The organism is Erwinia piriflorinigrans CFBP 5888, assembly GCF_001050515.1.
GTDB classification, from domain to species: domain Bacteria; phylum Pseudomonadota; class Gammaproteobacteria; order Enterobacterales; family Enterobacteriaceae; genus Erwinia; species Erwinia piriflorinigrans.
Map to the genome: position 1 here is coordinate 74,730 of NZ_CAHS01000023.1, position 21,074 is coordinate 95,803.

Here is a 21,074-nt window from a genome sequence, read left to right on the forward strand (position 1 = left end):
TGTTTAAAAGTTACGAACCTGGGGCGCGCTGGACATAAGTGATTGCCAGCGCAACGGCCAGCACCAAGCCTTTGATAATATCCATCGCGTAGTAGGGGACTGACAGCATCACCAGGCCGTTTTGTAAAACGCCCAAAATCACTGCACCGAGTAATGTTCCCAGCGCGTTAGGTTTGCCCGCTCCGGCGAGCGATAAGCCGATCCATGCGGCGGCAACGGCATCCATCAGATAACCCCCGCCGGCATTCACCTGTGATGAACCAATGCGTGAAGCCAGCAAAATGCCGCCAAGCCCGGCCAGCAACGCCGAAATCACATAGGCCAGCACGCGATAGCGCTGTGTTCGGATACCGGAAAGCCGCGCGGCTTCAGGATTACCGCCGATGGCATACATGCGACGGCCATGTTTGGTCAACGACAGCAGTAGCTGTGCCACCACCGTCACCACCAGCATAACGATAACGATAATAGGCACCTGCCCGAGCTGTGAAAATACCGCCGGGATCGCCCCCTCAGCCATATCCCCGCTCGGCAGCACCATATTCTCGGTAATCGATCCGCCATAGCTGTACGTCATCGCCACGCCCTGTACCACAAAAAGGCTGGCAAGTGTGGCAAGCATATCGGGGATCTTCAGCACCACGATCATAAAGGCGTTAAACAGGCCAACCAGCGTGCACAACAGCAGAGTCAGAGCGATAGCCTCAGTCGACCCAAAGCCGTACCAGACAAACAGCGAGATAACCAGCGAGTTAGCCAACGAGGCGGTAGAGCCAACCGAAAGGTCAAAACCGCCAATAGTCAGAGATATCGATACACCAATCGCTATCACCGTCACGATGGCAATTGAACGCAAAATATTGATGATGTTAGTGGGTTCAAGGAAGGTATCCGACGCGATACCGAAACCGCCGATCAGCGCGACAACCGTCAGTAACATTCCCCACTTATAGAGAAAATCAAAGAGTTGATGACGTGCGGACGGGGCCGCTTTCAGGGAAAGTTCTTTGCTGCTCACGCAGGTGTTCCTCCGGTAGAATAAAGTAAAAGCGTCTCTTCATCAGCGCCATCGGCGGCTATTTCCGCCACAATTCGACCATCCCACAGTACGCAGATGCGGTCGCACAGGCCAATCAGCTCGGCAAATTCACCCGAGGCATAGATTACCCCTTTGCCCTCGCGTGCCAGCCCGTCAATCAGGGTAAACAGATCGGTTTTAGCCTTGATATCCACACCTTTGGTCGGTTCGTCAAAAATCAGGATATCCGCATCGTTACGCAGCCATTTTCCGATGGCGACTTTTTGCTGATTGCCACCTGACAGGTGACGCAGAGTTTGCCTCGGCCCGGTGGTACGGATACCCAGCCGCGCAACCACCTCTTCCGCCCAGCGCCATGCCTGGCGATGACCGAACAGGCCCCAGCGCGAAAAGCTGTTATCTGCGCTCACGCTAAGGTTCATCATCACCGACTCGGCAATAAAAATGCCCTCTTTGCGGCGCTCTTCGGGGATCAACGCCATACGGTTTTTCACCGCCATATGGGGAGATGAGGGTTTCCACGGCTGGTCGTGCAGCTCAGCGTGCTGTACGCGGCTGCGGCTGGCACCAAATAGTGCCTTGCACAGCTCGGTCTTACCCGCTCCGGCCAGCCCGGCAATACCGAGGATCTCGCCTTTGCGCAGAGTCAGGTTAATCTCCTTCAGCAGCTTCTCGTCGTGCAGCCCGGCAATATGCAGCAGTTTTTCCGCGCTTAACGGCAGACGGCGCGGTGGATAGATGTCATCCAGCGGGTGGCCCAGCATCTTCTCAATAATTTGTTCCCCACTCAGCCCTTGCATCGGGCCACTCTCGACACGTTCACCATCGCGTAGCACCGTCAGCCGGTCACAGATTGCTTTAATTTCATGAATGCGGTGAGAAATAAACACCACGCCGATCCCCTGATTTTGTAGCTGGCGCACCACGGCAAACAGTCTGGCGCTTTCATGCTGGTCAAGGGGAGCGGTGGGTTCGTCGAGAATAAGGAAACGGCAGTGATGCGACAGCGCACGCGCCAGCAGGATCTGCTGCTTTTCAGCCAGCGAGCAGCGATCCACCCGACGTCGAACGTCTATCTGCACATCAAGCTGTGACAGTAGCGCCCGCGCCTGACGGCGCATCTCGCCCCAGCTGAAGAGATGCCCCTTCTCCGCCAGCCGATCCAACATAATATTCTCCGCCACACTCAGACCGGGTACCAGCGCCACATCCACCTCCTGCTGTACCAAGTGAATGCCCAGCAACCTGGCATCACGCGGGCTACGGATCGTCACCGGCTGGCCGTCTAGCCAGATCTCTCCGCTATAGTGTTCATGCGCGCCAGAAAGCACCGCCATTAGCGTCGATTTCCCGGCACCGTTAGCCCCCGTCAACGCATGTACAGAATGCCCTTCAAGGGTCAGATCGACGGATTTAAGCGCCGCAAAATCGCCAAAGGAGAGGGAAATTTGGCGCATATCAAGGCGATTTATCGCGGTCATGGGCATGTTTTCTCTGGCTAAAAAAGTGGACGAACCGCATTTTTGAATGGATTGTTACGGCAAGCAACAAACGAAAAGAGATAAGCTAGCACAAGTTATTATTAGCCATCCAGACGTCCATTAAATACAGTTTTAAGCGCTGGTGAAAGGTCTTTAATGAGAGGAAAACAGCGGAATTAGGTTGAAAACAGCACGGTTATGCTGCTCTTTTGCCGTGGAATGAATGAAAAAATAACCAGATGAGCCAGGGAGATAGATGCATTTATACGGTTAGCAGGCAAAAAAAACCGGCGAACGGGTCGCCGGTTATTATCGTGGATAGCTTATTTAGCGGCGGCGAAGTTCGCTGCTGCCTGATCCCAGTTCACGACGTCCCAGAACGCCTTGATATAGTCAGGGCGCTTATTCTGGTATTTCAGGTAGTAAGCGTGTTCCCACACGTCCAGACCGATGACAGGGGTGCCGGATGCGCCAGAAATGGTTTCTCCCATCAGCGGGCTGTCCTGGTTAGCAGTAGAAACCACCGCCAGCTTATCGCCTTTTTTCACCAGCCACGCCCAGCCAGAACCGAAACGGGTCGTTGCCGCTTTTTCGAATTCTGCTTTGAAAGCGTCAACGCTACCAAAATCTTTCTCAATGGCTGCTTTCAGATCGCCACCCAGAGTGGTACCGGTTTTCAAACCTTTCCAGAAGAAGCTGTGATTAGCATGGCCGCCTGCGTTATTACGCAGTGGGCCTTTCTTATCAGCCGGCAGCTGGTCCAGTTTAGCAATCAGCTCTTCAACCGGCAGGTTGGCGAACTCAGTCCCTTCCAGCGCGGCATTGGCATTGTTCACGTAGGCCTGGTGGTGTTTAGTATGATGGATTTCCATCGTCTGCTTGTCGAAATGGGGTTCCAGTGCATCGTATGCATAAGGCAGGGATGGCAATGTATAGCTCATATTCTTCACTCCAGTATGGTAGGGCGGCGCCGTAAGTCGCTCTTGAGCGCCAAGTAAGCAGTCAAATCATTATAGTTAAATAAACCAACGGTAAAAGGGTTATCAATGCCCCGACTTTTATAAGGGTATCTGTGGCAATCCGTGTGGTAACGCCTTTATCACTTTTACCGACCAGGTTATCTCTAAATGATCTAAGCCGCTTTTAACGGCTCAAAACGGCCAGCGACTTGTCGAGCGCTCCCACCAGCCAGTCGATATCGCTCTCCTGGAACGCTAACGGCGGACGCAGCTTCAGCACATTACCGTACGGGCCGGCAACCGAGGTCAGCACGCGATTTTCGCGCAGCATTTCGGTGACATCCAGCGCCAGCTGCTTGTCCGGCGTCCTGCTGGTTTTGTCTTTAACCAACTCAAAGCCAATAAACAGGCCGGAACCACGCACATCGCCCACGCATTCATATTTCTCTTTCAGCGTCATCAGCTCTGACATTAATTTCGCCCCGACAACGCGGCTATGCTCCTGTAGCCCTTCTTCTTTAATAACGTTCAGCACCGCCTGCGCCGCCGCCATCGCTACCGGGTTGCCGCCGAAGGTGTTGAAATAAGGAATATCATCGCTGAATGCCGCCAGCACATCGCTTTTTGCCAGCAGCCCGGACACCGGGATGCCATTACCCATCGGCTTGCCGGTGGTAATAATATCCGGCACCACGCCATGTCGGGCAAAACCCCAGAACGCTTCACCGGTGCGGGCAAAACCGGGCTGTACTTCATCGGCAATAAAAATGCCGCCGTTGCGATGCACCACGTCGATAGCCTGCTGAAGGAATCCTTTTGGCCCCGGCAGCACGCCGTCGGAGGAGAAAATAGCATCGGCAAGAAAACCGGCAAATTTAATCCCGTGCGCGGCCAAATCATCTATTTGCCGCTGAATCTGATCGGCAAACCAGGCACCGAGATCCGGCGCATCAACGCGGTAGCGATCCGGTGGCGGCACCAGGCGCGTGGTGGCAGCCAGCGGCTGCCCGCTGCCCAGCGCCGGAGACACGCCGGAGGTCAGGTCGCTGGTGCCATGATAAGACTCTTGCGTGACGATGATCCCGCTGCCGCCGCTGTAAGCCCTTGCCACGCGGATCGCCAGGTCATTGGCTTCCGATCCGGTACACATATACATCGCGCGATCGATTTCAGCGGGCGCAGTCGCCAGCAGCTGTTCCGAGTAGTCGAGGATCGTTTCATGCAGATAGCGGGTATGGGTGTTGAGCTGATTCATCTGCTGGCACACCGCATCAATCACCGCCGGATGGCAGTGACCAATGCTGGCTACGTTGTTGTACGCATCAAGGTATTTGTCCCCGGCGGCATCCCACAGATACTGGCCCTTACCACGCACCAGGTGAACCGGTTTACGATAGAACAGGCGATAAGACTCGCCCAGCACTTTGCTGCGTTTATCCGTCAGCTTGCGCACATCAGCGCTCAGGGCTTCAGCATGCTCGGCGCGAAAACTGTTGGTATCCATAATGGTTGAACGTGTAGCCATGATCACTCCCGTTGCAGAATTGAGGTTTGCCTGGCGGCAGGCAGTCAGCACTGTCTGACTTCATCATGGCAAATTTTTAGACAAATGCAACAAAATACACAAGTACAATAAAATACACATGCAGGTCGGCGCATTGTCAGTTAGGCTATGACAGTGAGTTATTGGACAGGAAATCAGAATGATGTTGCAGGAAACACGCTTACACCGCATCCGGGCGCTGCTCAGCACGTTAAGCCGGGTCAGTACCGAACAAATCATAAAAGAGCTGGGCATTTCGCGCGAAACTGCCAGGCGCGATATTATTGAACTGGAAGCACAGGGGCTGGCTAAGCGTGTCCACGGCGGGCTGGTGGCGCTGGATGCCGCTCCCGAACCGCCGCTCAGGGTGCGCAGTACGGTGATGGCGAAAGAGAAACGGGCCATTGCACGCGCCGCAGCCCGGCTGTTGCTGCCCGGCCAGACCGTATTTCTTGATGCCGGCAGTACCACCACCATGCTCGCCGAAGAATTGCGTACGATGTCTGGCCTGACGGTCATCACCAACAGCCTGAATGCCGCATTAAAACTCTCTGCGGCACAAGAGCATGAAACGCTGAACAATCAGGTGATCCTGCTGGGAGGCTGCATGCAGGCCGGTGCGCAGGAGACACGCGGAGAACTAACCGTCGGTGAAATCTTTCGCTATCGCGCCGATGTCGCACTGCTCTCTCCGGTCGGCATCGAGCAAAACCACGGTGCCAGCAGCTTCCATCCCTATGAAGCCGCCATTGCCGGCGCGATGACCCGTCAGGCCAGCCGCCTGATTCTGTTAGCGGATCGCAGCAAACTCGGCATCAGCAGCCGCATGAACTACGCCAGCATCCGCCAGGTCAGCACGCTGGTGACCGACAGCAATGCGGCTACGTTATCGGCTTTTATTGCCCTTGAGCAGGTTCTGCCACAGGTGATTCTGGCTTAGTTCAGCCGCTGCGGATGCGTGTATATCGTTGCGCGCCCCGGTTTACTGAAGCCCACCAGCGTCACATTGCTGCGTTCTGCCACCTCCACCGCCAGGCGGGTAGCGGCAGAGACGGCGAACAGGATCTCCACCCCGCACATGGCGGCTTTCTGCACCATCTCATAGCTGGCACGGCTGGAGACCAGCAGCGCGCCGTCCGCTCTGGCCCATTCGGCCCTGCTGCGGATGCCGAGCAGCTTATCCAGCGCCACATGGCGGCCAACATCCTCGCAACCGGCACGGAGCTGTCCATCCGGGTCTATCCATGCCGCCGCGTGGGTACAGCCGGTCAACTGCCCGACCGGCTGGAAATTTTTTAGCTGGCGCAGTGCGCTGTCCAGCTGATTAAGATCAAAATGCTGGGTAAACGGCAGCGGTTGCAGCGGCTTGCCAATCTCCGCCAACTGTTCCACGCCACAAACACCGCAGCCGGTGCGCCCGGTCATGGCTCGCCGCCGTTCCTTTAACGCCATAAAACGACGGCTGGATAGCTCAATCTGGACTTCAATGCCGTTACAGACCGACACAATATCCATCGCGTAAATATCACCAGGTACCACGATAATCCCTTCCGACAACGAAAAACCGACAGCAAATGCGGCTAAATCTTTCGGCGTGGCCATCATCACGACATGAGAGATGCCGTTATAGACCAGCGCCACCGGCACCTCTTCTGCCAGCCAGTCCGCTTGCGCCAGCTGTCGTGCATCACGCTGCCACACCATCGCCTGCTGCACGCCGGTCGGTTTTTCACTCTGGTTTTCACTTTCGTGCTGTTTGTCATTCACGCAATGTCACTCATTCTGTACGCCACATATCGCTGTGGCTTAGCTGTAAACATGGCCGCATAAAAACCGCCTTGTCTCAATTGTGAACCTCCGATGTCTGAGCCGCAAAATTTTTCAGCGGCATCAAGTCAGTACGGTTATTGTGCCCGTTCGCCGGCGAAAAAATGCTAAGAATGACGCGCAGAGATGCGGCGAAAATTCAGGAAAACGAGAGATCTGGCGCTGTCTGGGCTACCATCTTAAACAGAATTGCGTATCCTTATTGACGACTGTTCTTTTCATCCCGGCGCTCTCACTTTGCGACCACATCAGGACGATATCCTGTCGGACAAAAGAAAATGCCACTGTCCGGTATTTCCGCAGCGTAAGTGCACGGCAAAACGGCATAAATAACTGAAAAAGGTCTCTGATGACGATTCTTATTATCCCGCAGGACCCGTCGGAGAAAGGCGACCCGCTCGTGGTGGACACCCTACCGCCATTGCTTTTCCCCCGTCTGAAAAATTCTTACAGCCGCCGTGCCGCGCGTCTTCGCCAGCTGGCGGCAAAAAATCCATTGGGCGACTACCTGCGTTTTGCTGCGGTGATTGCCAGCGCGCAGGAGATCGTCCTGTACGACCATCCGCTACGGATGGATCTGCGTCCTCGCCTGGAAGAGAGCGCCCGCACCGGCAAGCCGCCGCTTGAAATCAACACCCTGCCACGCGATGCGCACTGGCAGCGGCTGCTGCATTCACTGATTGCCGAGCTGAAGCCGGAAATGAGCGGGCAGGCGCTTTCGGTGCTGGAAAACCTGGAGAAATCGTCATCTGTCGAGCTGGAAGCGATGGCCAGCGCGCTGTTTGCCAATGAGTTCGTTCGGGTTAGCAGTGATAAAGCACCGTTTATCTGGGCCGCTTTGTCTGTCTATTGGGCGCAGATGGCGGCGCTTATTCCGGGTAAGGCGTATGTCAAAGCCGGTGAACAGCGCCAGTTCTGCCCGGTATGTGCCAGCGTGCCGGTTTCCAGCATGGTACATGTGGACGGCGTGCGTTACCTGCACTGCAATCTGTGCGAAAGCGAGTGGCATGTGGCGGATGCCAAATGCAGCAACTGCGAACAAACGCGCGATCTTCACTACTGGTCGCTTGATAGCGCGGCGATCAAGGCTGAAAGCTGCGGCGACTGCGGTACCTGGCTGAAACTGCTGTATCAGGAAAAAGATCCGGCGGTCGAGGCGGTTGCTGATGACCTGGCATCGCTTATCCTTGATGCACGCATGGAGCAGGAAGGTTTTGCCCGTAGCAGTCTGAATCCTTTTCTATTCCCCGGGGAATGAACCATGAAGCTAATTGGAAATTATACCAGTCCTTATGTACGCAAAATTTCGGTGCTCCTGCTGGAAAAAGGGATCGCTTTTGAGTTTGTTAATCTGTCTCCGTGGACAGAAGAAAGCCATGTCAAAGACTACAACCCGTTAGGCAAGGTTCCGGCGCTGGTCACCGACGCGGGGGACACCTGGTATAACTCGCCGATTATCGCCGCCTGGCTGGAACTGCAACATCCTCAACCCGCCTTTCTTCCCGCCGATCCCCTGTCGGCGCTGGCGGTGCGCCAGCTGGAAACGCTGGCCGATGGGGTATGTGATGCGGCGCTGCTTATCGTGCGGGAACAGCAAAAAGCCCCCGGTCAACAGTGCGCAGAGGAGATGCTGCGCCAGCGCGACAAGATCAAACGCGGGCTGGATGCGCTGGAAGCCGCAGCCGTAGAGGGCAAAGGATTGAACGGCACGCAGATCACTCTGGCTGATATCGCCACCGTCTGCATGCTGGGCTATCTCAATTTCCGTAGAGTGGCACCCAACTGGTGCGTGGGCCATCCGCAGTTGGTGGCACTGGCAACAACCCTGTTCCAGCGTGACAGCTTTGCGCGTACCGAGCCGCCTGTCAGCTGAATCCATGCAAGATTGCGATACGAGGAACGATACATGCAACGTTGCGGCTGGGTGTCTGACGATCCGCTGTATATTGCCTACCACGACAGTGAATGGGGCGTACCCCACACCGAGACTCAGGCATTATTTGAGATGATCTGTCTGGAAGGTCAGGTCGCCGGACTCTCCTGGCTTACGGTTTTGAAAAAACGTGAGCACTACCGCCGACTGTTTCATCATTTTGACGTTCAGGCGGTTGCTAAGATGGATGAGGCGGATATCGACAGATTGATGCAGGAGCGCGGTATTATCCGCCATCGAGGAAAAATCACCGCCATTATTGCTAACGCCCGCGCCCTGCTGGCGATGGAAGCGGCTGGAGAACCCTTTAAGACGTTTATCTGGGGCTTCGTCGATCATCAGCCGCAAATCAGTCGTTTTAGCGACTATCGCCACACGCCGACAACCAGCGCAGCTTCTGATAAACTGTCAAAAGCATTGAAAAAACGCGGCTTTAAATTTGTCGGCCCCACCACCTGCTACTCATTTATGCAGGCCTGCGGGCTGCTTTGTGAGCATGTCATCGGCTGTTTTTGCCATCCCGATAACAGAAAGTAGCCTTTGCTAACGAAAGGAGGAATTGGCCTGGCCTGTTTCTCCGGTGGCCTGTACCCTCATCAGTCGCGTCGACTGACACTTCCGCCCGCTGCTGTGACAGGAAATCCCTATCAATAAAACCATATTCCCGTGAAAAAATCGCAGCGGGCAGATCGGGTATCGGTGTAAAAAGATAATGTCGGCCAACCAGATGTGAAGGTATCTCTGCCTTTCAGTGCCAGAGATATGAAGCCGAAACCTGACCTGACACGGCAGTTATGATAGTCTCGATCAATTATTAAACCCTGGGAGCAACATGAACCGTAAAGCAGCCAAAGCCACTATCAGCGATGTTGCTAAAGCCGCTAATACCGGAAAAACCAGCGTTTCCCGCTATCTTAACGGCGAGCTAAGTGCCCTCTCTATCGATCTAAAAACGCGCATTGAAAGCGCTATCTCCCAACTTAACTATCTGCCCAGCCAGATGGCGCGAGGTTTGAAACGCGGCCGTACTCGCTTAATTGGTCTGATTATCGCCGATATCACCAATCCCTATTCAATCAATATCATGAGCGGTATTGAAGCGGCCTGTCGCGCCAACGGCTTCACTCTGCTGATGTGTAATACCAATAATGAAATCGATCTGGAACAGCATTACCTGAATCTGCTGAACAGCTACCAGGTGGAAGGGATTGTGGTTAACGCGGTAGGGATGCGCGAAGAGGCGCTGAGTCAGCTACAGCAGTCACAGCTGCCAATGGTGTTAATCGACCGCAAAATTGCCGATTTTCATTGTGACGTTATTGGGCTGGATAACCATGCTGCGGCGTGGCAGGCAACCGAACATTTGCTGGCCCGGGACTATCGGGCGCTGCTGTTTATCAGCGAACCGTTGGGCCTGGTCAATACCCGGCTGGAGCGCGCGCACAGCTTTCGACAATGTATGGCGCAGCAGCCAGATCGGGTCGCCGAGGTGGCCGAAGTCGCATCGGGTGACAGTCAGCGGCTGGAGCAGGTGCTGCACGAGTTTCATCAACGCCATCACGCTGCACCCTGCGCGGTGATGGTGGTCAATGGTGCACTGACGCTACAGGTGGCCCGCGCGTTGCGCCGTCTGAACCTCAACTGGGGAGAGCACATCGGCCTACTGGGCTTCGATGAACTGGACTGGGCCGAGCTGGCGGGCGTTGGCATCACCACTTTGAAACAGCCAACCTGGCAGATGGGCTACTCCGCGCTTGAACAGGTACTGAAGCGCATCGAAGGCGATGATGCTCCGGTGCAGGAACAGCTGTTTAGCGGTGAACTGATTGTGCGCGGCTCGACGGCGGGGAGCAATGAACCTGTTGAATAAGAAGCCAGATACTTATCTCCTCATCTTTTTTATATTTCCTTTTTGAATTAGATGCGAAGAAAGCTGCGGTATACGGATTGTACGACCAGTCGATCGGCCTGCTTGGTATACCATCATGCTGGGCTAATGCCGCAATTTCTAAAAAATCTCTGTGTAGCCATTCAGTAAAAGTTGTAGTCAAAAGGCTATTAATGTTGGTCCCCCCAATAGCAATAATATACAGGATGCTAAATCCAGTTTTGCCGTTTACCAGATATCCTCTCGGCCACCACCTTTTTCTCACTATCATTTTAAGAAAAATCCCTACCTCAAAATGGTGACATCGTGAGCGTCATCATAAGTTACATCTCTGTCTCTTTCATTTGGAACCGGTTCCATCTACCCTTTTCTCATGTAAATGGAGGGATCATGAAGAGAGATGTGATTGTCGTTACCGCTGCCTACGGTCAGCACCAGGTGAGTGCGCTGGGCGGCCAGCAGGCGCTGTTGCCGATTATTGCCGCCGCCGGGGCCGATGGCGTGGAGATCCGCCGTGAACTGTTTACCCCGCAGCAGCTGACGCAGTTGCCGCAGCTGGCACAGGCAATCGTGGATTCACGGCTGGCGGCGTTTTATTCGGTGCCGGAAGCGCTATTTATGTCGGATGGTTCGCTTAATCCGCAGCTGGATCGCCACTTCGCTGAAGCGCAGCAGCTTAACGCGCGCATGCTGAAATACTCCCTCGGTCATTTCCAGCCGGGCTTTGACGGTAGCGAACTGCGTGACAAGCTGGCGGGAAAAACAGTACGGCTGGTGGTGGAAAACGATCAGACCGACTGCGGCAGACTGCATGCCCTTGAGCGCTTTTTCCATACCGGTGAAGAGAATCGCATCATTAACGGCATGACTTTCGATATCGGCAATTGGCTATGGGTCGGTGACCAGCCACTCGTCGCCGCCGACGCTCTGAGCCGCCATGTTCACTATATCCATGTGAAAGCCGCTGCGCCGCACGGAGATGGCTGGCGAGCGTTAGCTCTGGACCAGGCCGATAATTTGTGGCGTGAAACGCTGGCGTTGCTGCCTGCTGATGTGCCGCGTGCCATTGAGTTTCCGCTGGAAGGCCCCGACCTGGTCGCCATTACCCGGCATTATGTTGACCTGCTGCGCGAGGTATAAATCATGACTATTGCGACCAACGGCATGCTGGATGCCGTCACCATTGGCGAAGCGATGGCAATGTTTGTTGCTAATGAACCTGGCAATCTCGCCAGCGCCAACCATTTTACCAAACGCATCGCGGGTGCTGAGCTGAATGTGGCCATCGGGCTGGCGCGCCTCGGTCTGAAAGTGGGCTGGGTCAGCCGCATTGGTGACGACTCCTTTGGGCAATTCACCTGCCAGCAACTGGATCGGGAGGGCGTGGATCGTCGCCTGGTGACGCAGGATCAACGTTACCCCACCGGCTTTCAGCTGAAATCAAAAGTTAACGATGGTTCCGATCCGCTGGTGGAGTATTTCCGCAAAGGCTCCGCCGCCAGCCATCTTTCTCCGGCAGATTTTGATCGTGACTACTTTGGCAGCGCGCGCCATTTGCATCTTAGCGGCGTGGCGGCGGCGATTTCCGATGACTCACTGGCCCTGTCGCTTTATGCTGCACGCGAAATGAAAGCGATGGGAAAGACCATCTCCTTCGATCCCAATCTGCGTCCGGTGCTGTGGCCAAGCGAGCAGGAGATGATCAGGCAGCTGAATAATCTGGCGCAGTATGCCGACTGGGTGCTGCCCGGCATTAGCGAAGGGAAAATCCTTACCGGTTATCACCAGCCGGAAGCTATTGCCGATTTTTATCTGGCGATGGGCGTCAAAGCGGTGGTCATTAAAACCGGCTGCGACGGTGCCTGGTACAAAACCGCTGAAGGTGACAGCGGCCAGGTCGCCGCAGTGAAAACCGATAACGTCATTGATACCGTTGGAGCCGGTGATGGCTTTGCCGTTGGCGTTATCAGCGCCCTGCTGGAAGGAAAATCGTTACCCGCAGCCGTACTGCGCGGCAACAAGATCGGATCGCTGGCGATTCAGGCCATCGGCGACAGCGAAGGGTTGCCAACGCGCGCCGTTTTAGGTGATTTCTAAGCGACAGCCCTGACCGGAACATAACAAAACCGCATCGCCCCACCCTACAAGAGAATGTGGCTACCGAGGAAGAACTATGAGCAATCAGACAATCGCGCCAAAACGCTGGTGGTATATCATGCCCATCGTGTTTATCAGCTACAGCCTGGCGTACCTGGATCGTGCTAATTTCAGCTTCGCCTCCGCAGCGGGGATTAACGAAGACCTCGGTATCACCAAAGGCGTATCATCGCTGCTGGGCGCACTGTTCTTTCTTGGCTATTTCTTTTTTCAGATCCCCGGTGCCATCTACGCCGAACGGCGCAGCGTTAAAAAGCTGGTGTTCTGGTGCCTGATATTATGGGGCATTTGCGCCACGCTAACCGGGTTGGTGAGTAATATTCCGATGCTGGCCGCAATCCGCTTCACGCTGGGTGTAGTGGAAGCGGCGGTGATGCCGGCCATGCTGATTTATATCAGCAACTGGTTCGTTAAATCAGAGCGCTCACGCGCCAATACCTTCCTGATGCTGGGTAATCCGGTCACCGTGCTGTGGATGTCGGTGGTCTCCGGCTATTTGATTAATGCCTTCGGCTGGCGCGAGATGTTTATTATTGAGGGCTTCCCGGCGGTGATCTGGGCAGTGGCCTGGTGGTTCCTGGTACAGGATAAACCGGCGCAGGCGAAATGGCTGAGCGATAGTGAAAAAGCCGCGCTACAGGCGCAGCTGGAGAAAGAGCAGGAAAACCTGAAGGCGGTACGCAATTACTCCGAAGCCTTCAAATCGCGCAACGTCATTATTCTCTGCACGCAATATTTTTGCTGGAGCATCGGCGTGTACGGCTTTGTGCTGTGGCTGCCTTCCATCCTGCGTAACGGCACGCAAATGGGAATGGTCGAGGCAGGCTGGCTCTCTTCAGTTCCCTATCTGGCCGCCACGGTGGCGATGATTATCGTCTCCTGGGCTTCGGATAAGTTACAAAACCGCAAACTGTTTGTCTGGCCGTTACTGCTGTTAGGCGCGCTGGCGTTTATCGCATCGTACTTGGTCGGATCTGGCAATTTCTGGCTGTCCTATGCGCTGTTGGTGATCGCCGGGGCCGCAATGTATGCCCCCTACGGCCCGTTCTTTGCCATTATCCCGGAAATGCTGCCGCGCAACGTTGCCGGTGGCGCGATGGCGCTGATCAACGCGATGGGCGCGCTGGGGTCATTCCTCGGCTCCTGGGTGGTAGGTTATCTGAACGGGGCGACCGGCAGCCCGGCTGTATCCTACATATTTATGGGGGGAGCACTGCTGGTGGCGGTTTGTCTGACGCTGATCGTCAAACCGACGCAGGACAAGCATTCACCCCTTCCTCGTGGTGCGCTATCGCCAAAATGATCACGCTGACTTATTAACCTCTTAACAGGGAAAATCACATGAAACCTTCCGTGGTGCTGTATAAATCGTTACCCGAAGACCTGCGTAAGCGTCTGGATGAATACTGTGACGTGACCGAAATCTGCGGGTTAACTCCGGAAAATATCGCCGAACATGCGGAAACTTTCAGCCAGGCAGAAGGTATCCTCGGTTCTGGCGGTAAAGTTGACGCAGAGTTTTTACGCAAGGCACCAAAGCTGCGCGTGGCATCCAGCATTTCCGTCGGCTATGACAATTTTGACGTGGCGGCGTTAAACGATCGCGGCGTGCTGCTGATGCACACGCCCACGGTACTGACCGAAACCGTCGCTGATACCATGATGGCGCTGGTACTCAGTAGCGCACGTCGAGTGGTGGAGATGGCGGAACGCGTTAAATCCGGCGAGTGGCGCGGCAGCATCTCCTCTGACTGGTTCGGCATTGACGTGCACCATAAAAAGCTCGGCATCCTCGGCATGGGGCGCATCGGGCTGGCGCTGGCACAGCGTGCTCACCTCGGTTTCAGCATGCCAATCCTCTATAACGCCCGTCAGCATCATGAGGAAGCCGAACAGCGTTTTGATGCTCAGTACTGCGACCTGGATACGCTGCTGGCAGAGTCAGATTTTCTCTGCATCAGCCTGCCGCTCACGGAGCAGACTCACCATCTGATTGGCCGCGAGCAGCTGAAGAAAATGAAGCCCGGCGCGATACTGATCAATGCCGGCCGCGGCCCGGTGGTTGACGAGCAGGCGCTGATTGCCGCGCTGAAGGATGGCACCCTGCATGCTGCAGGGCTGGATGTGTTTGAGCAGGAGCCGCTGCCAGTTAGCTCGGAGCTGCTGGCGCTGCGCAACGTGGTGGCGCTGCCGCATATTGGATCCGCCACCCATGAAACGCGCTACGGTATGGCGAAAGATGCGGTGGATAACCTGATTGCCGCACTGAACGGTAAGGTTGAGAAAAACTGCGTTAACCCACGTTAACCGGAGGGCGATCGTCGTCGTTTTGCGCCTGTCCAGCACCGCCCACGGGTCAAAAGGTCGCCATCGCGACCTTTTGCTTTTATCGCCCTGACCGGACGCGGGATGTATCGACCCTTTACCCGCAATGCCAATGACTCAAAGGGTAAAACGGGGATCAGGCCATCGCGATTTGATCGGTACGAACAGGGATATTAAGGAAATTGGCTAAGGTTTCTTCGTCGGGAGGGAAGTATTGTAAACGACATTTTTTCCAACGTGATAACCATCGACTCCAGATATATTTAAATGACCTTTTTCGTCGGTTGTCACACTTCCTCCTTTTTTCGCCACTTTTTTAGCACCTGGATAAGTGCGCGGGGGCTCGGGGCTACGGGCAGCCACCCCGCTGCTGACAGAGGCTTCACGAGAATGATGTCCGAATGTCACCTTCCTTGAGCTCATTACCGTGATATGACGCTTTATTTCCGCAGGCGTGTTTTCCGCCGCTGTTAACGACTCATTTACGTTTTTTTTGCTGCTCTTGCCAACTTGAGCTTTATCGTCCTGGCTCACGGATGAAAAGCTGCTTACCGATGAATCCTGGGGTATTTTTTCTATGCCACTCATGTTTCACCTCCTGTAAATGCACGGATGAAAGAAAATCACTTTCAATCTACACCAGGCTTTGTATACCTGACATACACCACACGGGTTAAGGCCAGGCATCGGCAACCGGCATCCTTACGTTGCCAGCCTGGCTGGAGGTTTACGCCTGTGGCTACTCTTTAGCTATCGGCGTTTCATCTACCGACACGGTTTCATCACCCTGAATCTGACGCACGCGCTGTTCCACTTTCTGCACCGCACCAGCGTCTTTGAGCAGCGTGTAGGTCAGAGTGAACTCGGTGCTCTGCCCCGGTTGCAGCTGCTTCACCCGCCCCTGCTCTTTCTCAATGGTGACCGGATAGGCATAGTTGGTCCCAGGCTCGATGCCAGTGACATAACCTTGCTTCAGCGTATCGGTGTTTTTCCACATGGTCAGTCGCGGCAGCTGACGAGTATCAAATTCGATCGATGCCCCTTTATCCCCTTTACTGTTAATCACTGCCGCCACGGTTTTGCCGCTGCTGTCCGCTTTCGGCGTCAGGTTAAACACCATTTCATCGAAATCTTGGGTTGGGGCACCATAGCGATCCCAGCCATCCAGCCCTTTTTTCGCATAGTCGTTAAACGGTGAGACCGACTTTAGTGGGGCAATAAAGCGCGCGTCCTTTTCAAGGATCGGCGTACCAAAATTGCTGTGGTAGATAATCTGGTAATCGTGGGGATAATCGGCCTGATTGGTTAACACGTCATGTACGGTGAATGAATCAGAACCGGGCACATAGCGCAGCTCGGTCCAGGTTTCGAGTTTGGCTTTTTTAAAGGTGGTTTCTTTGAGCAGGCCGCGAATACGGATTTCATGCGGAGCGCTGTCGTCCACCGTCACTTCTACCTTTGATGCCGGAGTGTTTCCCGCCTTACCGTGCAGGGTGTAAAGCACCCCGTCTTTACTGACCGGATGACCGGTCCACTCAAAGCCACAGCGCACCATCATTTCGTTAAAGCCTTCCAGCCATCCCAGCCCGTTGCGGCTTTCCAGGTTCATATAGGCCGGGTTGACCACTTCCTGAACCGGAGAATCCCAGCCGAGGCGAACGCCGTGGCCATTAACATGCAGCAGATCCATACCACGGCTTGGGCTAAGGGCGATAGTCAAACCGTTCTGACTGGTTAAGGTCAGTACCTTGCTGCCCTCCTGCTTACCGCCATGCAGGACTTTTTGCTGAATGCTGAAGCGCTCCCCCGACAGTTTCAGCTGCTGGCTGTCTACCTGCCAGTTTCCTTTTTCAGTTCCGCTTTCCGTATCGGTCAACAGCCAGTTTTGCGCTGATGCCTGACCGCTGATAACCGCCATCACTATCCCTGCCAGAACTCTTTTTTTCATTTTTTATGCCTTTAGCTGAATTGATTTAGCTTTAACCGGGCTAAGACTACAAACCGCAGCAGGATAAAACCGTGACAACCATCACCACCCGGTTTTTTGCTTTTATCAACTTCATAAAACGCGTGGTGCATCACTCATTTTTGAGTAATTTTCTTTGTTACATGAATAATGTGCGATGGTTATCAGTTTGCCCCTGAGGGAAAAAACGATTCAGTCCGTAATAACACCCTGTACTCAGCGATCTCCTGTTCCTGTTATTGCATCACACGGGTGCTGACGTTAAGGTGGTTCCCTTACAGAAATAACAAGTGATTAACAGGGTATGAGCTTTTCAGCATTTGGTGAAAAATTTACGCGCCATTCAGGTATTGCACGTCTGATGGAAGATATGGGTGAAGGGCTACGAACCCCCGGGGCAGTGATGCTGGGCGGCGGAAATCCCGCGCACATCCCAGAGATGGACGACTATTTCCACCAGTTGCTGCAACAGATGCATGATGAAGGAAAGCTGACGGAAGCCCTGTGCAATTATGATGGCCCGCGCGGCAAAAGTTCGCTGCTGGATTCTTTGTCTGCGCTGCTGCGTGAGCATTTCGGCTGGCAGATCGCACCGGAAAATATCGCGTTAACCAATGGCAGCCAGAGTGCCTTCTTCTATCTGTTCAACCTCTACGCCGGTCGCCGCCAGGATGGCAGCAAGAAACGCGTACTGTTTCCGCTGGCCCCGGAGTATCTGGGCTACGCCGATGCGGGGCTGGATGAAGACCTGTTTGTCTCAACGCGGCCAAATATCGAAATGCTGCCGGAAGGGCAGTTTAAATACCACGTCGACTTTGAACATCTCCATATTGGCGAGGATACCGGGCTGATCTGCGTTTCACGCCCGACCAACCCCACCGGAAATGTCATTACTGACGAGGAGCTGATAAAGCTGGACGCCCTGGCACAGCAACATGATATTCCGCTGCTGATCGACAACGCCTACGGCGTGCCATTTCCCGGCATCATCTTCAGCGAAGTACGCCCCCTGTGGAACCCGAATACCATCCTGTGTATGAGCCTGTCAAAGCTCGGCCTGCCCGGATCGCGCTGCGGCATTATTATCGCCGATGAAAAGGTCATTTCGGCAATTGGTAATATGAACGGCATTATCAGTCTGGCCCCCGGCAGCATCGGCCCGGCTATCGCCAACGAGATGATCCAGCGCGGCGATCTGCTGCGGCTGTCAGAACAGGTGATAAAACCGTTTTATCAGCAGCGCGTTAACCAGACTATCGCCGTTATTCGCCGCTATTTAACGCCAGATCGCTGCCTGATCCATAAACCTGAAGGCGCTATTTTCCTCTGGCTATGGTTCAGGGATCTGCCTGTCACCACGGAAGTGCTGTATCAGCGCCTGAAACAGCGCGGCGTATTGATGGTGCCTGGGCAGTTCTTCTTCCCTGGGCTGGAGCAGGAGTGGCCGCACACGCATCAGTGTATGCGTATGAACTATGTGCCGGACAGCGACAAGATTGAGCGCGGAATTGCCATTCTGGCTGAAGAGATTGAGCGGGCGCACCGCGAAGGGTAATAGCGGGGCCGCCATCCGGCGGCCCGCGTAGATGACTTACTTCAGAATGTCGATACGGCGAGGCTGGTTGGCTTCGGGCACCACGCGCTCAAGATCGATATAGAGTAAACCATTCTCCAGCCGCGCACTGCGCACATGCACATGTTCAGCCAACTGGAATTTGCGCTCAAAGTTGCGCTCGGCGATGCCCTGGTACAACCAGGTTCGCTCCTGCTGTTCGTCAGGGTGTGAACCCCGTACGCTCAGCAGATTGTCGTGGGAGGTTATATCCAGTTCACTTTCGGCGAATCCCGCCACGGCAATGGTAATACGGTAGTGATTCTCGGCCACCAGCTCAACGTTATACGGGGGGTAACCGCCATTGTTTCCCTGATTCTGACTGGTTTCCAGCAGGTTGATCAGACGGTCAAAACCAATGGATGAACGGTAAAGCGGGGCAAGGTCAAAATTACGCATTTTTAGCTCCTGATATTCAGCGAGTGATTGATTTCGGAAACCGACCCTCCACAATGGACGGGTGGCCGCTACAGAAAACACTGCCCTGTCGGCACAGGTTTTGCTGGGCGTATAGGTAAAATGGTGATGTCTGCTACGCTTTCAAGGGGATCGATGCGGTTTTTTTAACTTGAACGCAGCGTATGTTTTACACTCAAGGATAACTCACCGGCATGGCAAACCAGCCACCAACACGGAGTGGAGAGGGAACTCTTCTCCCGTAAGCTGGCAATCATGCTAAGCCGGACTTGTCGTGACTAAAGGGATCATAAAGATGAAAGCATTTCAGTGTTGCCACATTGCCGGCGTTTTGGCCTGTTTGTCTCTGGTTATCACCAGCGGCTGCTCAAGTATGATGGCGCACACCGGCCCGAATACGGGCTACTATCCCGGAACGCGAGCCAGCGCAGCCGTTCTGACCGATAAGAACAGCAGCTGGGTCATGTGGCCAATGGCGGCGATCGACCTGCCTTTCTCCGCCGTACTCGATACGCTGCTGTTGCCGGTCGATTATGTGACTTCTGGCGATCACGATTCGCCTGGCGAACGCGTGCGCCGTAGCGAGCAGGCTAACCACACGGACGCGGTGATGACGCAGACGATCGCTCCGGCTGCGGCTAGTCAACCTGCGCCGTAAATATCTGACGGTAATCAGCGCAGTCGCGCATAAATGCCACCCGCCTTCCATCCGGGGAAAACACCACCGCATCGGCGACCGGGGGCACGTCTCTGCGGTCGCCGATTTCGCGCAGCGTTCCGCTGGCAACGTCGCAGAGGGTAATGCTGTTGTCATACACAAATGCCAGACGGCGACCGTCGGGATGCCAGCTAAACGCTGACTGAATATCACTGGCGCAGCGCGTCACCTGACGGGGCGCCCCTCCCAGCGGCGAAACGGTCCATAGCTGTACCCATCCCGCGTCATCCTTCATCAGAAACGCAATTGCGCTTCCGTCGGGCGAACTGCGCAACCAGTGGCGTGGCGTTGTCGCCAGACCAGGATAAGCTCTTTGGTCTGTATAAGTCAGGCGCTTCTGTTTGACTCCGGCGGGTGGTGCAGGCAACGTCATCGTCGTTCCTTCCAGTGGCGCTTCACCCGGCACGGCATAATCCGCGTTTTTCTCCGGCAGGTCGACGATAAACACTTCTGCCACTTTCTCCCCGCTGGCGGAGAGCGTGTCGCCGATAAACGCCAGCGCCCAGCGTTGGCGGCTGCCATCGGCACGCAGATAGCCCTGGTTGCCCACCCAGCCTTCTTCATAAGCGCGGTTAATGTCGTCGCTGCCCGGCTGCGGCGTGGCCGTGGTGCGGCTGACCAGCACGCAATAGTGGCTGCCGTCGTATTCTCGCGGATGTGTTTTTGGCGGACAGACCGCACGCAGCGGTAGCGCGATCCCCACGTTGCGCAAATCCTGCTTCACATCCCACTCATGCATCACATGATCGTTATAGGTAAAGCTCAGACGCGATCCGTCCGGGCTGAAGACATGCACATGGGAACCCCCGCGCAGCGCACCGGCGGTATAGGGCGGAGTGATATCACAGGCGTCAAGATTCTCGGCTCTGCCCTGTCGCACGATGACGCCACGGCGATGGTGAAAGTCATAGCGCCAGTGGTTGTCCGGGTGTTCCGGGCCGTGAATAAACACATAGCGCGGCGGCAGATCGGGGCTGGCAGTGACCACACCAACATGGGCACCGTCGCGTGCCTGATACAGCACCTCGGTGTTGCCACTGTCGATATCAACCCGCTCAATGGTCAGCCCGGTAAAAGAGGCCCCGTTGGGGCGCACATCGTAAACCAGCCACTGACTGTCGGCGGTCCAGACGTTAATATTGGTAAGCTGATGATGGCGCGGCGCAAAAGTAAGCTGCTTTTCTTTCATCGGAAACACCCTTAGCACAG

At 55.0% G+C, this 21,074-nt stretch carries 21 protein-coding genes; 11 read left to right on the forward strand and 10 right to left on the reverse strand.

Features of this window, described 5'->3' with window-relative positions:
• Window positions 1–10: 10 nt before the first annotated feature.
• From EPIR_RS17490 to EPIR_RS17505, 4 genes are all read right to left on the reverse strand, one after another.
• Complete coding sequence (locus EPIR_RS17490; RefSeq protein ID WP_023656827.1) at window positions 11–1,018, reverse strand: ABC transporter permease; 1,008 nt, start codon at window positions 1,016–1,018, stop codon at window positions 11–13.
• A complete protein-coding gene (locus tag EPIR_RS17495) occupies window positions 1,015–2,520 on the reverse strand; it encodes a sugar ABC transporter ATP-binding protein (RefSeq protein WP_048698066.1) in 1,506 nt (501 codons plus the stop codon). Before EPIR_RS17495 ends, EPIR_RS17490 begins: the two co-directional genes overlap by 4 nt.
• Window positions 2,521–2,843: 323 nt before the next feature.
• Entirely contained in the window at window positions 2,844–3,461 is a 618-nt protein-coding gene (gene sodA, locus EPIR_RS17500; RefSeq protein ID WP_023656830.1) for a superoxide dismutase [Mn], read from the reverse strand.
• Window positions 3,462–3,663: 202 nt separating this feature from the next.
• Complete coding sequence (locus tag EPIR_RS17505) at window positions 3,664–5,004, reverse strand: aspartate aminotransferase family protein (RefSeq protein WP_023656831.1); 1,341 nt, start codon at window positions 5,002–5,004, stop codon at window positions 3,664–3,666.
• Window positions 5,005–5,185: 181 nt separating this feature from the next.
• Here EPIR_RS17505 and EPIR_RS17510 point away from each other — a divergent pair, with 181 nt between their 5' ends.
• Window positions 5,186–5,962: a DeoR/GlpR family DNA-binding transcription regulator gene (locus tag EPIR_RS17510; RefSeq protein ID WP_048698067.1), complete on the forward strand. Its 777-nt coding sequence runs from the start codon at window positions 5,186–5,188 to the stop codon at window positions 5,960–5,962.
• Here EPIR_RS17510 and fdhD read toward each other — a convergent pair.
• Complete coding sequence (gene fdhD / locus EPIR_RS17515; protein ID WP_048698071.1) at window positions 5,959–6,726, reverse strand: formate dehydrogenase accessory sulfurtransferase FdhD; 768 nt, start codon at window positions 6,724–6,726, stop codon at window positions 5,959–5,961. The genes EPIR_RS17510 and fdhD overlap by 4 nt on opposite strands.
• Window positions 6,727–7,198: 472 nt before the next feature.
• Here fdhD and fdhE point away from each other — a divergent pair, with 472 nt between their 5' ends.
• From fdhE to EPIR_RS17535, 4 genes are all read left to right on the forward strand, one after another.
• Window positions 7,199–8,107, forward strand: a complete 909-nt coding sequence (fdhE, locus tag EPIR_RS17520) for a formate dehydrogenase accessory protein FdhE (protein WP_023656834.1) — start codon at window positions 7,199–7,201, stop codon at window positions 8,105–8,107.
• A 3-nt stretch (window positions 8,108–8,110) separates the two neighbouring features.
• Window positions 8,111–8,722, forward strand: coding sequence for a glutathione S-transferase (locus EPIR_RS17525; RefSeq protein WP_023656835.1), 612 nt, complete (start codon window positions 8,111–8,113; stop codon window positions 8,720–8,722).
• A gap of 33 nt (window positions 8,723–8,755) precedes the next feature.
• Window positions 8,756–9,319 (forward strand): DNA-3-methyladenine glycosylase I, encoded by a 564-nt coding sequence (locus tag EPIR_RS17530; RefSeq protein ID WP_023656836.1) that lies wholly within the window; start codon window positions 8,756–8,758, stop codon window positions 9,317–9,319.
• 295 nt (window positions 9,320–9,614) lie between these two features.
• Window positions 9,615–10,652, forward strand: coding sequence for a LacI family DNA-binding transcriptional regulator (locus EPIR_RS17535; protein ID WP_023656837.1), 1,038 nt, complete (start codon window positions 9,615–9,617; stop codon window positions 10,650–10,652).
• Here the strand turns inward: EPIR_RS17535 and EPIR_RS19310 are convergent.
• A complete protein-coding gene (locus tag EPIR_RS19310) occupies window positions 10,594–10,941 on the reverse strand; it encodes an FRG domain-containing protein (RefSeq protein ID WP_072066062.1) in 348 nt (115 codons plus the stop codon). The two genes, EPIR_RS17535 and EPIR_RS19310, sit on opposite strands and share 59 nt — an antisense overlap.
• Window positions 10,942–11,060: 119 nt before the next feature.
• Between EPIR_RS19310 and EPIR_RS17540 the strand changes: the two genes are divergently transcribed.
• The 4 genes from EPIR_RS17540 to ghrB all read left to right on the forward strand — a co-directional run bounded on the left by EPIR_RS17540 (window position 11,061) and on the right by ghrB (window position 15,134).
• Window positions 11,061–11,810 (forward strand): sugar phosphate isomerase/epimerase family protein, encoded by a 750-nt coding sequence (locus EPIR_RS17540; RefSeq protein WP_023656838.1) that lies wholly within the window; start codon window positions 11,061–11,063, stop codon window positions 11,808–11,810.
• A gap of 3 nt (window positions 11,811–11,813) precedes the next feature.
• A complete protein-coding gene (locus tag EPIR_RS17545; RefSeq protein WP_023656839.1) occupies window positions 11,814–12,767 on the forward strand; it encodes a sugar kinase in 954 nt (317 codons plus the stop codon).
• Between the two features lie 76 nt (window positions 12,768–12,843).
• A complete protein-coding gene (locus EPIR_RS17550) occupies window positions 12,844–14,130 on the forward strand; it encodes an MFS transporter (RefSeq protein ID WP_023656840.1) in 1,287 nt (428 codons plus the stop codon).
• 38 nt (window positions 14,131–14,168) lie between these two features.
• Complete coding sequence (gene ghrB / locus EPIR_RS17555) at window positions 14,169–15,134, forward strand: glyoxylate/hydroxypyruvate reductase GhrB (protein ID WP_023656841.1); 966 nt, start codon at window positions 14,169–14,171, stop codon at window positions 15,132–15,134.
• Window positions 15,135–15,338: 204 nt separating this feature from the next.
• Here the strand turns inward: ghrB and EPIR_RS17560 are convergent, their stop codons facing one another.
• Both EPIR_RS17560 and EPIR_RS17565 read right to left on the reverse strand, forming a co-directional pair.
• Entirely contained in the window at window positions 15,339–15,740 is a 402-nt protein-coding gene (locus EPIR_RS17560) for a hypothetical protein (RefSeq protein WP_048698034.1), read from the reverse strand.
• A gap of 151 nt (window positions 15,741–15,891) precedes the next feature.
• Window positions 15,892–17,100 carry an aldose 1-epimerase family protein gene (locus tag EPIR_RS17565; protein ID WP_048698037.1) on the reverse strand — a complete coding sequence of 403 codons (1,209 nt, stop codon included), beginning with the start codon at window positions 17,098–17,100 and terminating at the stop codon, window positions 15,892–15,894.
• Window positions 17,101–17,422: 322 nt separating this feature from the next.
• Between EPIR_RS17565 and EPIR_RS17570 the strand changes: the two genes are divergently transcribed.
• On the forward strand, window positions 17,423–18,673 hold the full coding sequence (locus EPIR_RS17570) for a valine--pyruvate transaminase (RefSeq protein ID WP_023656844.1): 1,251 nt from the start codon (window positions 17,423–17,425) through the stop codon (window positions 18,671–18,673).
• A 36-nt stretch (window positions 18,674–18,709) separates the two neighbouring features.
• Here EPIR_RS17570 and ibpA read toward each other — a convergent pair whose 3' ends face one another.
• Window positions 18,710–19,129 (reverse strand): small heat shock chaperone IbpA, encoded by a 420-nt coding sequence (gene ibpA / locus EPIR_RS17575; protein WP_023656845.1) that lies wholly within the window; start codon window positions 19,127–19,129, stop codon window positions 18,710–18,712.
• A 313-nt stretch (window positions 19,130–19,442) separates the two neighbouring features.
• On the opposite strand from ibpA, the gene EPIR_RS17580 reads away from it, so the two are divergent.
• Window positions 19,443–19,805 (forward strand): YceK/YidQ family lipoprotein, encoded by a 363-nt coding sequence (locus EPIR_RS17580; protein ID WP_023656846.1) that lies wholly within the window; start codon window positions 19,443–19,445, stop codon window positions 19,803–19,805.
• On the opposite strand, the gene EPIR_RS17585 is transcribed toward EPIR_RS17580, so the two are convergent.
• Window positions 19,786–21,054: a YidR family protein gene (locus EPIR_RS17585; protein ID WP_023656847.1), complete on the reverse strand. Its 1,269-nt coding sequence runs from the start codon at window positions 21,052–21,054 to the stop codon at window positions 19,786–19,788. The two genes, EPIR_RS17580 and EPIR_RS17585, sit on opposite strands and share 20 nt — an antisense overlap.
• Window positions 21,055–21,074: the final 20 nt, after the last annotated feature.

What these genes read in the sequence shown, in the direction of transcription:
- EPIR_RS17495 (WP_048698066.1), bottom strand. Translation starts at nt 2,520, where the DNA reads ATGACCGCGATAAATCGCCTTGATATGCGCCAAATTTCCCTCTCCTTT.
- sodA (WP_023656830.1), bottom strand. Translation starts at nt 3,461, where the DNA reads ATGAGCTATACATTGCCATCCCTGCCTTATGCATACGATGCACTGGAA.
- EPIR_RS17505 (WP_023656831.1), bottom strand. Translation starts at nt 5,004, where the DNA reads ATGGCTACACGTTCAACCATTATGGATACCAACAGTTTTCGCGCCGAG.
- EPIR_RS17510 (WP_048698067.1), top strand. Translation starts at nt 5,186, where the DNA reads ATGTTGCAGGAAACACGCTTACACCGCATCCGGGCGCTGCTCAGCACG.
- fdhD (WP_048698071.1), bottom strand. Translation starts at nt 6,726, where the DNA reads ATGGTGTGGCAGCGTGATGCACGACAGCTGGCGCAAGCGGACTGGCTG.
- fdhE (WP_023656834.1), top strand. Translation starts at nt 7,199, where the DNA reads ATGACGATTCTTATTATCCCGCAGGACCCGTCGGAGAAAGGCGACCCG.
- EPIR_RS17525 (WP_023656835.1), top strand. Translation starts at nt 8,111, where the DNA reads ATGAAGCTAATTGGAAATTATACCAGTCCTTATGTACGCAAAATTTCG.
- EPIR_RS17530 (WP_023656836.1), top strand. Translation starts at nt 8,756, where the DNA reads ATGCAACGTTGCGGCTGGGTGTCTGACGATCCGCTGTATATTGCCTAC.
- EPIR_RS17535 (WP_023656837.1), top strand. Translation starts at nt 9,615, where the DNA reads ATGAACCGTAAAGCAGCCAAAGCCACTATCAGCGATGTTGCTAAAGCC.
- EPIR_RS19310 (WP_072066062.1), bottom strand. Translation starts at nt 10,941, where the DNA reads ATGATAGTGAGAAAAAGGTGGTGGCCGAGAGGATATCTGGTAAACGGC.
- EPIR_RS17540 (WP_023656838.1), top strand. Translation starts at nt 11,061, where the DNA reads ATGAAGAGAGATGTGATTGTCGTTACCGCTGCCTACGGTCAGCACCAG.
- EPIR_RS17545 (WP_023656839.1), top strand. Translation starts at nt 11,814, where the DNA reads ATGACTATTGCGACCAACGGCATGCTGGATGCCGTCACCATTGGCGAA.
- EPIR_RS17550 (WP_023656840.1), top strand. Translation starts at nt 12,844, where the DNA reads ATGAGCAATCAGACAATCGCGCCAAAACGCTGGTGGTATATCATGCCC.
- ghrB (WP_023656841.1), top strand. Translation starts at nt 14,169, where the DNA reads ATGAAACCTTCCGTGGTGCTGTATAAATCGTTACCCGAAGACCTGCGT.
- EPIR_RS17560 (WP_048698034.1), bottom strand. Translation starts at nt 15,740, where the DNA reads ATGAGTGGCATAGAAAAAATACCCCAGGATTCATCGGTAAGCAGCTTT.
- EPIR_RS17565 (WP_048698037.1), bottom strand. Translation starts at nt 17,100, where the DNA reads ATGAAAAAAAGAGTTCTGGCAGGGATAGTGATGGCGGTTATCAGCGGT.
- EPIR_RS17570 (WP_023656844.1), top strand. Translation starts at nt 17,423, where the DNA reads ATGAGCTTTTCAGCATTTGGTGAAAAATTTACGCGCCATTCAGGTATT.
- ibpA (WP_023656845.1), bottom strand. Translation starts at nt 19,129, where the DNA reads ATGCGTAATTTTGACCTTGCCCCGCTTTACCGTTCATCCATTGGTTTT.
- EPIR_RS17580 (WP_023656846.1), top strand. Translation starts at nt 19,443, where the DNA reads ATGAAAGCATTTCAGTGTTGCCACATTGCCGGCGTTTTGGCCTGTTTG.
- EPIR_RS17585 (WP_023656847.1), bottom strand. Translation starts at nt 21,054, where the DNA reads ATGAAAGAAAAGCAGCTTACTTTTGCGCCGCGCCATCATCAGCTTACC.